Raw genomic sequence first — 13,792 nt, 5'->3', positions numbered from 1 at the left:
AGGAGTGTTTAATCCATGACAATTATCTCAGAAGTATACGCACGCGAAGTATTAGACTCCCGCGGTAACCCAACAGTTGAAGTAGAAGTTTACCTTGAATCCGGCGCAGTAGGCCGCGCTATCGTTCCATCAGGCGCTTCCACTGGTGCTCATGAAGCTGTTGAGCTTCGTGATGGTGACAAATCCCGTTACCTAGGTAAAGGTGTTCTTAAAGCAGTTGAGAACGTAAACGAAATTATTGCTCCTGAGCTTATTGGTCTAGATGCACTTGATCAAGTAGGTATTGATAACAAAATGATCGAAATGGACGGCACACCAAACAAAGGTAAATTTGGTGCTAACGCAATTCTAGCTGTATCCATGGCAGTAGCTCGCGCCGCAGCTGAAGCTTTGGACATTCCTCTTTATGTATACCTTGGAGGATTCAACGCAAAACAACTTCCAGTTCCAATGATGAACATCATCAATGGTGGTGAGCACGCGGACAACAACATTGACGTTCAAGAGTTCATGGTTCTTCCAGTTGGCGCTCCAAGCTTCAAAGAAGCACTTCGTACAGGTGCTGAAATTTTCCACAACCTAAAAGCTGTACTTCAAGCTAAAGGTCTTAACACAGCTGTTGGTGACGAGGGTGGTTTCGCTCCTAACCTTTCTTCCAACGAAGAAGCGATCACAACAATCATCGAAGCGATCGAAAAAGCAGGTTACAAACCAGGTGTTGACGTATTCCTAGGTATGGACGTTGCTTCCACTGAATTCTACAAAGACGGTAAATACACACTTGCTGGTGAAGGCAAATCCTACACATCTGCTGAGTATGTAGATCTACTTGCTTCTTGGGTAGAAAAATACCCAATCATCACAATCGAAGACGGTATGTCCGAAGACGATTGGGAAGGTTGGAAATTGCTTACTGAGAAATTAGGCAGTAAAGTACAACTAGTTGGTGACGACTTGTTCGTAACAAATACAGAGCGTCTATCCACTGGTATCGAAAAAGGTATCGGTAACTCCATCTTGGTAAAAGTGAACCAAATCGGTACATTGACTGAAACTTTCGATGCAATCGAAATGGCTAAGCGCGCTGGTTACACAGCAGTTATCTCCCACCGTTCTGGTGAGTCCGAAGATAGCACAATCGCTGACATCGCTGTTGCGACGAATGCAGGACAAATCAAAACAGGTGCTCCTTCTCGTACAGACCGCGTAGCGAAGTACAACCAATTGCTTCGCATCGAAGACGAGTTGTCCTATGTAGCACAATACGCTGGACGCAAAGCATTCTACAACTTGAAAAACTTCAAGAAGTAATTCAAGACGTAAAATGTAAGTTCAGCTATAATAGCAGCGCACAAGTCATTAGAGCTTGTGCGCTGCTTTTTTGTTTTTGGAAAATGGTTGGATTGGTTGGTTACTACGGTGAAAGCAGCACTTCTGGTCGCTGTTGAAATCGTGAACGGTGAATGGATATTAAAGGTATGTTCACGATTTCAAAGGCGAACGCTCCGCTCCTCCAGTGCTGCTTTCCCCTTCGTATGCCACTTTGATACTAGATCGCTTTCTAATAATGATAAAAAGCAGCTCTTTTAACCATTTTTATCTCTACTTCCTAGGTTTGTCCTGTTGCTACAAAAGTCTATGTATGATAAAATAAATAGTGCATGTTTTTATAATCGTAGATTATGGTAATCAGATCGGAATATGAAATCGATATAATAACTATTGAGGTGTAGATATGGAACTTTTATGGAAAATATTGCTTGTAATCGCTTCGCTTGCAATGATCATTGTCGTGTTGCTACAAAAAGGTAAGAGCGCAGGTTTATCTGGTGCAATTTCCGGTGGTGCTGAGCATTTGTTCGGTAAACAAAAAGCACGCGGACTAGACTTATTTTTACAGCGTTTGACGATGGGGATAGCAGCTGCCTTTTTCATTCTATCCATCGTAGTTGCTTATGTCGTGAAAATTTCTTAAGTGAATAGACAAGTTATTCTCTATAAGTGAGAATCAAAGATAAACAGCACGTACATCAAGTACATGCTGTTTTTTTGTGCACTTTTTCGGTCATACTAATAGGGACTGTACGGAATTGTACAGATTGGGCACAAAGTTGGTTGATATTGGCTTAAATGCAGTAAAACATGTACAATAAGTTATGCATATGGATAAGGTAGGAAAAGACGAGAAGGTGACAGACGGTGATGACCGGACAGGATATATTGAATTTTATGCGTGAGACTGCTTATAAGCCGATGACTTATAACGAGCTCGAAAAGCATTTTGAGATTAAAGATGCTGTAGATTTTAAAGATTTTTTAAAGCTCTTGAATTCCCTAGAGGAAGAGGGCTATATTCTGCGTACACGTAACGATTGTTACGGCGTGCCAGAACGAATGAATTTATTGCGGGGTAAGTTGCAGGCGCATGCCAAGGGATTTGGCTTTCTTTTGCCAGATGATAAGGAACATCCCGATGTATACATTCACGCCAATGATATGAACACGGCAATGAATGGGGACATTATTCTCGTTCGTGTAACGAGTAAAAGTCCAGCTGGGGGACGACTTGAGGGCGAAGTTGTACGTGTTGTTGTACGTGCGAATACGCAGGTCGTAGGAACATTCCAACATCATGAAAGTTATGGCTTTGTAATCCCAGATGATAAGCGAATGACACGTGACTTATTTATTCCTCGTGAGGCGTTTGCAGGTGCTGTGGATGGCCAAAAGGTTGTTGTGAAGATTGTTCACTATCCAGAGGGGCGCGCGGCTGCAGAAGGTGAAATTGTGGAGATCTTGGGTCATAAGGATGATCCGGGTGTAGATATTTTATCGATTATTCGTAAATATGGATTGCCTGAAGGATTCCCAACAGAAGTGATAGCCGAGGCTGAGTCAGTACCCGATGAAATTCATCCCGATGAATTAGTGGGTCGCCGTGATTTGCGTGGTGAAACGATTGTTACCATCGATGGTGAGGATGCAAAAGATCTTGATGATGCGGTACATGTGAAGCGTCTGCCAAACGGCAACTATTTACTAGGCGTTCACATTGCGGATGTTGGTTATTATGTGCGTGAGGACTCGGCACTCGATCAAGAAGCGTATCGTCGTGGTTGTTCGGTGTACCTCGTCGATCGTGTCATACCGATGCTGCCACATCGCCTGTCAAATGGAATCTGCTCGCTGAATCCACAAGTGGATCGCTTGACGATGTCTTGCGAAATGGAATTCGATGAGACTTTGCGTGTTGTGCGTCATGATGTATTCACATCGGTTATTAAGACAACGGAACGGATGACGTATACGAATGTGCGCAAATTGCTGAAAGAGCCAGATGAGCATCCAGAGTTAGTGGAGCGGTATGCAGGCTTAATTGAGCATTTTCATTTGATGGAAGAGCTTGCGATGAAGCTACGTTCCAGACGGATGCAGCGCGGTGCGATCGATTTTGATTTTACAGAAGCGAAGGTGCTTGTGGATCCAGAAGGTAAACCTACGGATATTGTCAAAAGAGAACGCAGCATTGCAGAGATGATCATCGAAGAGTTCATGCTTGCAGCCAATGAAACGGTTGCGGAGCATTTCCACTGGATGAAGGTTCCGTTCTTGTATCGGATTCATGAAGACCCAGATTCTGAGAAACTGATGCATTTCATGCAGTTCATTACGAATTTCGGTTACGTGGTAAAGGGGAAAGGCAACTCGGTTCATCCTAGGGCGCTTCAGACGCTGCTTGAAGAAATTAAGGGTACGAAAGAAGAGACAGTTATCTCGACAATCATGCTGCGCTCGATGAAGCAGGCGCGTTATGACTCAGAAAGCTTGGGGCATTTTGGATTAGCAGCTGAGTATTACTCTCACTTTACGTCTCCGATTCGTCGTTACCCTGACTTAATCATTCATCGCGTTATGCGTGAAGTGTTTGAAAATGGAACGCTAAGTGCTAAACGCCATGAATATTTAACCGAGCGTATGGAGGACATTGCGCAGCAATCTTCAGAGCGTGAACGTGTGGCAGTCGATGCAGAGCGGGATACAGAGGCACTGAAAAAGGCTGAGTTTATGCTGGATAAGATTGGTGAGGAATTCGAAGGGATTATCTCATCGGTTACAAGCTTCGGAATGTTTATTGAATTAGACAATACGGTTGAAGGCTTGGTTCGTCTAAGCGATCTAACTGACGACTATTACCATTATCACGAGATGCAGCTAGCCTTGATTGGTGAGCGGACATCGAAAATATTCCGCATTGGCGATGAAGTGAAAGTGCGTGTTGCGCGCGTGAATATGGATGATCATACGATTGATTTTGAGATGGTCGATATGAAGCCTCGCAGCAGTACGAAGATGAGCTTTATCGATCGTGCCAGCCGTGGTGGCAAACGCGGCGGCGCAGCTCCACAGCGTGATCGTGCGAAAAATACAGGTAAAGGCGGCGGCGCGACAGCCGGTGGCTTTGCTCGTGGAGAACGAGATAGCGGTAGAGGCGGTAAAGGGAAAGGTCCATTTGGTGGTCAAGGACGTACGGGTGAAGCTGCTGGGGGTCGTGGCAAGAATAAAGCTGCTGGCGGCGAAGATAGAGGTAAGAATGGGGCTAGATCCATGGGCAGCGGTCTTAAGAAGGATGCTGCAGATGTGGGCTTCGCGTTTGGCGGAGTTGAGGTAACACCAGGTTCGGGGCGTACTGATAGATCAGGTCGTGGTGGTCGTGATAAGGTTGGAAGAAAAGACAACTCGGCTGGGCGTGATGGATATAATCCGTTTGCTGACCAAGGTAGTGGCAAAGGGAAGCAGAAAAAGGGCAAAGGCGGCATTGCATTCGGAAAAGGTGATGCTGGAAGTGAACAAGAGCGTGTGAAGGAGCAAGATCGTGGAAGTGATCGATTGAGCGGACGCGCCAGAGAAATTGTGAACGAGCATGTGAATGGTCGTAAGCGTGGTAAAGGGAATGGCGATGCATCCTTTTCACAGCGTGAAGGAAAGCGTGGAGGTCGGGATGCGAAGCATACTTCCGGCGGAGCAGAAGGTGAATCCACAAGAGGCTTGCGGATTACACCCGTCGACTGGAACGACGGTGAATCCAGCAGTTATGCTGGCGATTGGGCGAGCTCGGTTAACGCGCTCGGCAAAGGACGCCGTTCAGGCGGCCAAGAAAGCGGCGGTGGTGGTTCCACTGGAACACCGCCAGAGCGTAATCGACGTCGCCGCTAAGGTGGACATCGGAAGTGCTGCAGCTTCGCCCCGCGCTTGATTTTGCGGGGCGAAGCTGATACAATGAGACCACTTATTTAAAGTGGTCGGAAGGCAGTGGGCGAAGGCGCGAGTGCTTCGCCCTTTGTCCTTTTGCGTGGAGAAGGAGGTTCTAACTGCATGGTAAATAAAAGTGATGGTAAACAGCTAGCCCAAAACAAGAAAGCGTCTCACGATTATTTTATCGAGGAAACGTATGAATGCGGTCTTGTGCTTACAGGCACTGAAATCAAATCGCTGCGGAAAGGCAAAGCTAATATTGGCGATGCATTTGCTACGATTCGAAATGGTGAAGCTTTTATTCATAACATGCATATTTCTGCTTTTGAGCAGGGGAATCGCCATAATCCAATAGATCCGACGAGAGCACGTAAGCTTTTGCTGAAAAAGTATGAGATTAATAAGTTGTTAGGTTTGTCTAAGCAACAAGGCTATGCGCTTGTACCGCTTAAGATCTATGTTCGTAATGGTTATGCGAAGCTGCTGCTTGGGCTAGGTCGTGGTAAGAAGAACTATGACAAGCGTGAGACTGCGGCAAAACGTGATGCACAGCGTGATATTCAACGTGCACTGCGTGAGAAGCAGAAGGTGGCTAGATAGCAAGCAGATAGTTGCCTGAAGTTGCGGTGGAAGTCAGACTTATCCATGGGACGAGTATCCTGCAATTCCACGATCTTAATGGTACGATTAGCGTTGTTTTGTGTTATACTAAGAAAGCAATAAAGCACCAATTGATTCACAATTAGCATCCTGCTCACGGACATGTATCCGTACCGAACATGATGCGCCTTTATAATTCGGGGGCGTTTCTGGATTCGACGGGGATAGTTCGAGCATGGGTAGCGGGTAGTGGGGACGCGGCCACTTCATCAACGCTAAAGCCTATTAAACGGCAAAACTAATAACAACTACGCATTCGCAGCTTAATAACCTGTGAGCGTGCTTCTATCTAGCATCGTCCATGTGACTAGAATAGGGGCTAACATATAGTGGAATACGCTGTCACATCTCCGCCTGGGGTGTGCTGAAGAAGACAATCAGGCTGACCCAACGTATAGCCGGTTACGGGGCGATACTCGGGTGACATCAAAACTGTGACTACACCCGTAGAAGCTTATGTGTCGTTATCTTCGGACAGGGGTTCGACTCCCCTCGCCTCCATATGGAGTAACAGAAAAGACACCCTAGAGGGTGTCTTTTTTTGCGTTTTCGGTATGAATGGTGGTTAGAACGCCACCATTCATACCGAATGAGTTTTCATTGCTTGAACACAACCCATTTGGATGGGAAATATGTACTTTACTCCATTTAATTGCAATTTCCTCGCTTATCGCTAATGCAAATGATTTACCAGCCCGAATGGCATGTTCAACCAGGTCGAGATTCCATTATGGTGGGATTAGTATTTAATTTTGAGGCTGTCTCCATTGACATTCACGCCCTCGGAACGGGTAATTGCTAACTTCTGTTCTGCCGTGAAGCCGATCGTTTCTCCATCACTTAAAGTGACGTTCTGTTCTACAATATAATCGGAAATATTAATCAGGAAGTCACGTAGCTCAGCGGCGGTTACCTGACTCTCAAGTATTTCTATTTCATCCTTGCCAAATGATTTCAGCCCATAGGTATATGCATTTATCCCTGTTTCAGTTCTGACAAGACCAAAGTGAACCAGATTCAATAAAGGGAATATATTATCAGACTTCATTACTTCAGCCATTTCCAGAAAAAGTTCAGGCTGAAATACGGTACCGGATGTATAGATCCCTATAGCATTGGGCAGCTTCAAACAACTGGCAGCCAGCTTTGTATACAGCCTGCCGCTGTCCAGCGAGGAGCCGGAGCGGGTAAATACAGCCAGTATGATTTGGGCTACATGCGTTTTGGTGACCTCCGCGGCCCCCTGCCAAAGGTAGTTTCCCTGCGCGTAATGCTCAGCCTCACCGTCCGGTACGGGAGCATTGACAAAGCTTACTGCTAAGGTGAAGCCGTCCACGTCAAAGACAAGTGTTCCTTCCTTTTCCTCCTCGAGGTTCTGACCTTCTCCCTCTATCGGTGGGCAGGAGATGTGCCAGTCCTGCAGAAGGTTCGCCTTCACCTGATCAAGATCACACTCAGGAGAGTTCAGCAGAACGAACCCGGTAAAAATGCCGGATGAATCGTCCTGAGGCCCTGTATGGTTATCTTGTGTTTGTGCGGTCTCAATAGCTGCAGCTTGCTTCATCCAGTACTCGCGGATCATTTCTACCATAACTACAGCTTCCTGCTCCGCAGTGGCTGGGTTATAGAGTTCCATCTCACTGAATATATGGCCGCAATGTTCCGTATCAGATGGACTTTCATAACCGCCACAGACGCCAAGGAGCCATTTCCCGAGCATTGTTTTTTTATACCTGAATATGTAGTAATGCATGTCATATAAATCAAATTCTCCTGCAATTTCAATTTTGCTAGGCTTTCGGCCGAGTTCGTGTTCATCCGCCAGCCAGTCAATCATGGATTGTGTTGCCGCTTGTTGTTGGGTTGCCATAGATTTCTCTCCTTAATAGAAGTATAGTCCTATAATTGTATATACTACTAACTGCTGGGATGTAAATCAACCTAATAGATTGCCGTGAGGACGAGAGCCTTGTACGTTGTCCTTTACGATTTCGGTAACATCCGAAATAGCAATCGACCATTTGGTTGATAGAGGTATGCTATTGTTTATTTAGATGAATCATAGGTGCAAGCAACATCTTGAAGAGAACTTTTCTATAACTGAGAAATCCCTATTATTCGACTGCGGACAATTAGTCTCAGCCTGAAGTGTGATGAAGGAGATACTCAGGCTGACCCAAAGGGAATCCGATGAATAGGGAGTTCCTCGGGTGGCATCAAAACGTCACTACACCTGTAGACACCTTTGTGGCGTTGCCTTCGGACAGGGGTTTAACTCCCCTCGCCTCCATAAATGAAAACCCAGTCCGCTCAGGACTGGGTTTTTATGTATGCGATGAAAAATATTATTTTGCGTTCTTATCTGGCTGATGGATGCCAAATACATTTCCCTCAGTGTCAATGTAATACCCTTGCCACGCCATTCCAGGGAGTGCGTACTTTGGTAATGCGACCTTGCCGCCAAGACTAACAATTTTTTCTTCAGTAGAATCGTAGTCCCCCACTCCAATTGTACATGCATAACCATTCATAGCCTGACCTGGTTCTGGGGAGGCCCCTTGACGTTGCATCAAAGCCCCGTTGATTCCAAGTTCATTATCTTTGCCCGTAACAGCTCCAAAATAGGGCATTCCAGCATAAGTGCTCCAATCCTCAAATGTCCATCCAAATATCTCTCCATAAAACTTCTTGGCACGCTCCATGTCATCTACATGAATCTCAAAATGAACTATTCTGCCCATGATTTCCTCCAATGTTTTGGCTTCCTTATTTCTTTCTTTTATTATGTTCTCCTTTCCTACTTGATTTATAAAAAATAAATGATATATCCGAAAAATATTGGGAAATTAACTCAATTTTCTGGGGAAATCAAAGGTTTACGTTTACACTGGGGCAATGGACACTCTTATCAATTCATGATATCCTCAATGGATGTGAAAGGAAATCAAAGGAAAATATTTCATAATAAAATGGACCATTGTAGCACTGCTGTTGATCCTAACAATAAATAGAATGGGAGAGAAGGTACTTGTTTTCATATAAAATAACAAATCCCAAGGAAAGACGAATATTGTATGTACTTATGGCTTTCGTATTGGTGATGTCCATGTCGATCGTTCTATACTATGGAGACTACTTTTTTTTGGGGGATCCAAATAATCCTAACAATGATGACGTGAAATATATTCAGACAGTGAAGCTAATGCTGAACGAAGGCACACTTGCCTATAATACAGGAACGGATCCAACCGCATTCATCATGCCGGGTTTTCCTTTTGTTTTAGCGGGGTTCCTGGCGATCTTCGGACAGGATGGCGGAGGAGTAATAGCCTTTCGCCTGTTCCAATGCTTGCTTCAAGCAGGCTCTCTTTATTTGATCTTCATTATCGCACGGTATGTGTTTAACTCGAGAATAGCCTTCATTGCATGTGTGCTGAATGCACTATACCTTCCAGACTACTTCTCATCAGGCGTTATTCTCTCTGAAGCGCTGTTCCGTACCATCATATTGCTGCTAGTCTGTGTGTTCATAACCGCTGTACAGTCCAAGCGATGGGGATGGTATGCGCTTATAGGAGTACTTACCGCAGCAGCAGCTTACTTAAAACCACATGCAACTTTATTTCCAGCTGTACTGCTTATTCTATGGTGGAAAGAGAAGTACACATGGAAAGAGATGCTACGATTCACATGTATTATCGGTATAGTATACATAATTCTGTTATCCCCATGGTGGATACGCAATATGATCACGTTCGATCGCTTTATTATGTTTACAGATTCCGGCGGCAGCCCATTTTTACTGGCTACTCGTATTTACGAACAGATGCCTCCTGCGGGCTTCTTTGACGCTTATCCTCAATATGATCCCGAGACGATCTTTGAAGGCTCTGACTCCAGCGCAGTGGCCAAAGGAATCGATATATTGAAATATGGCTTCACTCATGAGCCGCTCATTTATTTGTATTGGTATACGATAGGCAAGTTAATCGGGCTTTACTTTGAGTCCTATTACTGGCGCCCTGTGCTTGGTATAGGTCAAGTGGCTATGCATATTATTCAAGCGCTGTTAGTGGGATTAAGCATAGCGGGAATTGTACTATCTCGGAGGGTAAGTAGTTGGCGACGTCAGCTGCCTGTGCTGCTGACCATTATGTATTTTACAGTGATCTATATACCATTTATAGCTTTTTCGAGGTATGGATACCCGAATATTGTGTTCCTGCTTATGTATACCGCCCTAGCTGTTGATAAACTGATTCATATGATTAGGCTCAGAAGACGTAAAAAACAAGTAACCACGTATTTGGTGGAAGGATGATTAATGTGAATGCACGGAAGAAGCTCGTCATTATACCGGCCTATAATGAGGAGAACAGCATTGGAGCAGTGATTCAAGATATTTACGCACATGCTGCCGATGCTGATGTGTTAGTGATTAATGATGGATCTACGGATCGGACTGCTGAAATAGCATGCTTTCACGGTGCAAAAGTGCTGACAATGCCTTTTAATGTTGGGATTGGTGGCGGAATGCAGACAGGTTACCGCTATGCGTTGAAAAATGGCTATGACATTGCTGTACAGATGGATGCTGATGGACAGCATTGTGCAGAAGAGCTACCTAAATTGTTCGAACAAATAAAGCAACATGATCTTGTCATCGGCTCTCGTTATGTAGAAGAAACGTCATACAAATCAACAGTAATGCGTCGTATCGGAATGGTGTTCTTCACTGGCTTGCTGCGTGTCGTCTTAGGTCAGCGATTCACGGATACGACCAGCGGTTTCCGTGCAGCTAATCGCAAAGTTATCGCCTTGTATGCAGATTATTATCCGATGGATTACCCCGAGGTGGAATCAATCGTCTATTTGAAGCGCAAGGGATGCAGAATCGCGGAAGTGAAAACAGAAATGCGAGTACGACAAGCCGGCAAATCTTCCATCACTCCCATAAAATCTATCTATTATATGATCAAGGTAACGCTATCTGTCATCATGTGCGCTGCCCGCCCTAAGGAAGTGAAACAGCCATTATGACCATCTATTTTTTGTCTGTGCTGCTGTCATTATCGTTTTTGATTATGATATTTGAGCTGGTTAGAAGACAGAAACTAAAGGAGCAGTACTCCCTGTTATGGATAACGTTTGGTACATCGCTGCTAGTTGTATCCTTGAATGTTACGTTCGTGGAGCAGATCGCGAAGTGGCTAGGTGTTAAATATGCGCCTGCGATACTATTCCTGTTCGGGCTGTTATTCTGTTTTGCCATTATGCTGCACATGACGATCGTAATTACCAAGCTAAGCAATCAAGTGCTGCGATTGGCTCAAGAATTGACGATTATGAAGGAGAGCAGACAATCTGATGAGTAAGCTGCTGAGTTATGGCTTGTTGTCTAGTAATATTATACTCTTGGTAATCGGGCAGATTTTGTTCAAAATCGGATTACAGCAGAGCGGGGGCTTACAATGGGTGAAGCTGATCTTATCACCAGCCATCTGGAGTGGATTGATGCTTTACGGTATCGCAACCATAGTCTGGTTTATCGTGTTATCCCGTTTACCGCTTAGCGTTGCCTATCCGATGCAAAGTCTTGCTTATGTGCTGGCCATGTTCCCTGCAGTGTGGTTGTTCGGCGAGGAATTGACGCTTACCAAAGTCGCAGGTGTCATTGTTATTTTGTTTGGCGTATATCTAATTGCAAAGTAAATCTTGATCTGGGGTAGATTTCTTTTTGCTACATGTTCTTTGAACTTAGAAAGCAGCAGTTGACGCAGAGTTTCTGTGTCAGCTGCTTTTTTGTTTCTTGCTTTGTGCGCAAAATGTAAATAGGCTTGAAAATCACATCTTTTGAAAAAAGGTATAAAGACCTATTTTTTGTCGAATAAAGTCGACCGATAAAGTGATTATAGTCATTTTTCATAATAAAGGAGTGAGAAGCTTATAATGAAGATTTCTACCTGGCTTAAAACGATGAGTGGAGTTTTTATTTTTCTGACAGTCTTGAACGGAATTAGTATTTATAGCCTTGAAAATAGCGTAGCGCAGGAACGCGCCGCTGTAAAAAGACAAGCAGAATTCAAGCAGTTAGGTATCGATTTAGCCAACTCCTCGGACTATTTGACTAACGAAGCAAGAGCTTTTGTGCAGTTCGGAGATAAAGCCCACTATGATAATTATTGGAAGGAAGTAAACGAGACCAAAACGAGAGATCATGTAGTGATGAAATTAACTGAATTGGGTGCGCCCAAAGAAGAGTTGGATCTTATATCACAATCAAAACAATATTCGGATGTTCTTGTCAAAACAGAAAATGCGGCAATGAAAGCTGTGGAAGGCAAAGATTTTACCAAAGCCCGGGAACTCATGTTTGACAGCAATTACGATACAAACAAGAAGATCATCATGGAGCCGCTGCAGCAGTTTCAACAAAAGATGAATACTAGAGTGGAAAATGAAGCAAATGCTGCAAAGGAAAAAGCAAGCTCGATGCTTACGGTAGCTGTGTTTTTGCTTATAATTACATTTCTAGCATTACTTGCAATATTTATTATTATTTTTGTTAAGATAAAACCACTTAAGTTAGTCAATGAAAAAATCACCGAAATTGCGCAGAGCGGGGGTGATCTTACCGGAAGACTGAATTACTCCGGCAAGGATGAAATCGGAGAAATCTCGAATTCCTTAAATGCTATGTTGGAAACCCTGCAATCCATTATTAAAGATGTCCGTGATACCTCCCATAGTGTATTGAGTTCGTCGAGTAAACTGGTTGAAAATACGAAAGAAACTGCAAGTGCGACAGAGGAAATTACGAGACAGGGAGTTAGTATTGAGCGAGGGGCGACAACATCAGTGCAAAGCACACTTGATGCTTCTCAAGCAATCAATGAAATGTCAACAGGTGTGCAGCGTGTCGCCGTATCCGCGGAGGATCTTGCTAGTGCCGCAGCTGAGACGGAGAAAGAGGCAGCAGGCGGCGTGAACTATATACAGCAAGTTAGCAAGCAGATGGTCCAAATTAGCGATTCTGTAAGTTCTACAGTAGAAATCGTATCTAATTTGAAAGAACGCTCTTCTCATATTGAGAAAATTGTTAGCGCCATCACGGAAATATCGAGCCAAACGAATTTGCTTGCGCTAAATGCTTCAATTGAAGCGGCACGAGCAGGCGAGCATGGAAGAGGCTTTTCGGTAGTGGCCAGCGAAATCCGAAAACTGGCAGAGCATTCCTCTAATTCAGCAGGGCAAATATTCGGATTGCTGCAAGAAATTGTGAAAGACTCTCAAGAAACTGAACGTGCGATGCAGCAAGTGACGGGAGAAGTATTGACGGGTCAAAAAAAGATGGAAGAAGCAATCGAATCATTTGAAAACATTTTGAAATCCACTCAAAAAGTGTCTTTGCAAGTTCAGGAGGTTTCTGCGATCAGCGAACAAATGGCGGCAGGCTCAGAAGAAATTGCAGCATCTGTTTCCGAAATGGCAGCTGTAGCTGAAGAATCGCTTACAGGAGTTAAAGCTGTGAACGATATGACTGCCAAGCAAAACTCTTTAGTTCAGGAGGTTGCTTCACTTACTGACTTGCTTAGCAAAGATTCTGGCAACTTGGAAGCTCTCGTTATGAAGTTTAAAGTGTAAAATGAATAGCACGGCGGCGAATTGTGGTTTTACACAGCCACGGTTCCCCTCCACCAATATTATCCAAAAGCGACCTCGTAAGGTCGCTTTTTTGCGAGTTCGGACTCGAACCGATTCTCACTCCTATGGAAATAAATGTTACAATCCTGCAAATTTATTACATCTTATCTTGACGATAATTATTGGTAAATTTATACTTAAAACATACCGAGCGTTCGGTATGTTAATGAGATGG

The 13,792-nt window shown here is 44.2% G+C and carries 11 protein-coding genes and 1 other RNA gene; 10 read left to right on the top strand and 2 right to left on the bottom strand.

Features of this window, described 5'->3' with window-relative positions; genetic code table 11:
* Positions 1-15 precede the first annotated feature (15 nt).
* From eno to ssrA, 5 genes are all read left to right on the top strand, one after another.
* A complete protein-coding gene (eno, locus tag ACSBOP_RS18795; protein WP_442602030.1) occupies positions 16-1,311 on the top strand; it encodes a phosphopyruvate hydratase in 1,296 nt (431 codons plus the stop codon).
* A 424-nt stretch (positions 1,312-1,735) separates the two neighbouring features.
* Positions 1,736-1,975, top strand: a complete 240-nt coding sequence (gene secG / locus ACSBOP_RS18790) for a preprotein translocase subunit SecG (protein ID WP_442602029.1) — start codon at positions 1,736-1,738, stop codon at positions 1,973-1,975.
* Between the two features lie 224 nt (positions 1,976-2,199).
* Positions 2,200-5,214 (top strand): ribonuclease R, encoded by a 3,015-nt coding sequence (gene rnr / locus ACSBOP_RS18785; RefSeq protein WP_442602028.1) that lies wholly within the window; start codon positions 2,200-2,202, stop codon positions 5,212-5,214.
* Positions 5,215-5,373: 159 nt separating this feature from the next.
* Complete coding sequence (smpB, locus tag ACSBOP_RS18780; protein WP_442602027.1) at positions 5,374-5,853, top strand: SsrA-binding protein SmpB; 480 nt, start codon at positions 5,374-5,376, stop codon at positions 5,851-5,853.
* 199 nt (positions 5,854-6,052) lie between these two features.
* Positions 6,053-6,417, top strand: a transfer-messenger RNA (tmRNA) gene (gene ssrA, locus ACSBOP_RS18775).
* 235 nt (positions 6,418-6,652) lie between these two features.
* Here ssrA and ACSBOP_RS18770 read toward each other — a convergent pair.
* The gene (locus ACSBOP_RS18770) at positions 6,653-7,783 is read right to left on the bottom strand and encodes a DUF4261 domain-containing protein (RefSeq protein ID WP_442602026.1); all 1,131 of its coding nucleotides are present in this window, start codon (positions 7,781-7,783) and stop codon (positions 6,653-6,655) included.
* A gap of 475 nt (positions 7,784-8,258) precedes the next feature.
* The gene (locus ACSBOP_RS18765) at positions 8,259-8,654 is read right to left on the bottom strand and encodes a VOC family protein (RefSeq protein WP_442602025.1); all 396 of its coding nucleotides are present in this window, start codon (positions 8,652-8,654) and stop codon (positions 8,259-8,261) included.
* Between the two features lie 401 nt (positions 8,655-9,055).
* Between ACSBOP_RS18765 and ACSBOP_RS18760 the strand changes: the two genes are divergently transcribed.
* The 5 genes from ACSBOP_RS18760 (at position 9,056) to ACSBOP_RS18740 (ending at position 13,557) form a co-directional block, all read left to right on the top strand.
* Positions 9,056-10,234 (top strand): ArnT family glycosyltransferase, encoded by a 1,179-nt coding sequence (locus ACSBOP_RS18760; RefSeq protein ID WP_442602024.1) that lies wholly within the window; start codon positions 9,056-9,058, stop codon positions 10,232-10,234.
* On the top strand, positions 10,231-10,953 hold the full coding sequence (locus ACSBOP_RS18755; protein WP_442602023.1) for a glycosyltransferase family 2 protein: 723 nt from the start codon (positions 10,231-10,233) through the stop codon (positions 10,951-10,953). The genes ACSBOP_RS18760 and ACSBOP_RS18755 overlap by 4 nt, the downstream gene beginning before the upstream one ends.
* Positions 10,950-11,288 (top strand): DUF2304 domain-containing protein, encoded by a 339-nt coding sequence (locus ACSBOP_RS18750; protein ID WP_442602022.1) that lies wholly within the window; start codon positions 10,950-10,952, stop codon positions 11,286-11,288. Before ACSBOP_RS18755 ends, ACSBOP_RS18750 begins: the two co-directional genes overlap by 4 nt.
* Positions 11,281-11,625, top strand: coding sequence for an EamA family transporter (locus ACSBOP_RS18745; protein ID WP_442602021.1), 345 nt, complete (start codon positions 11,281-11,283; stop codon positions 11,623-11,625). Before ACSBOP_RS18750 ends, ACSBOP_RS18745 begins: the two co-directional genes overlap by 8 nt.
* 237 nt (positions 11,626-11,862) lie before the next feature.
* Entirely contained in the window at positions 11,863-13,557 is a 1,695-nt protein-coding gene (locus ACSBOP_RS18740; protein WP_442602020.1) for a methyl-accepting chemotaxis protein, read from the top strand.
* Positions 13,558-13,792: the final 235 nt, after the last annotated feature.

Source organism: Paenibacillus sp. KN14-4R, assembly GCF_052180255.1.
GTDB lineage: Bacteria > Bacillota > Bacilli > Paenibacillales > NBRC-103111 > Paenibacillus_AM.
Note: the sequence above shows the minus strand (reverse complement) of the source record. Positions and strands in the feature narration are given on the sequence as shown.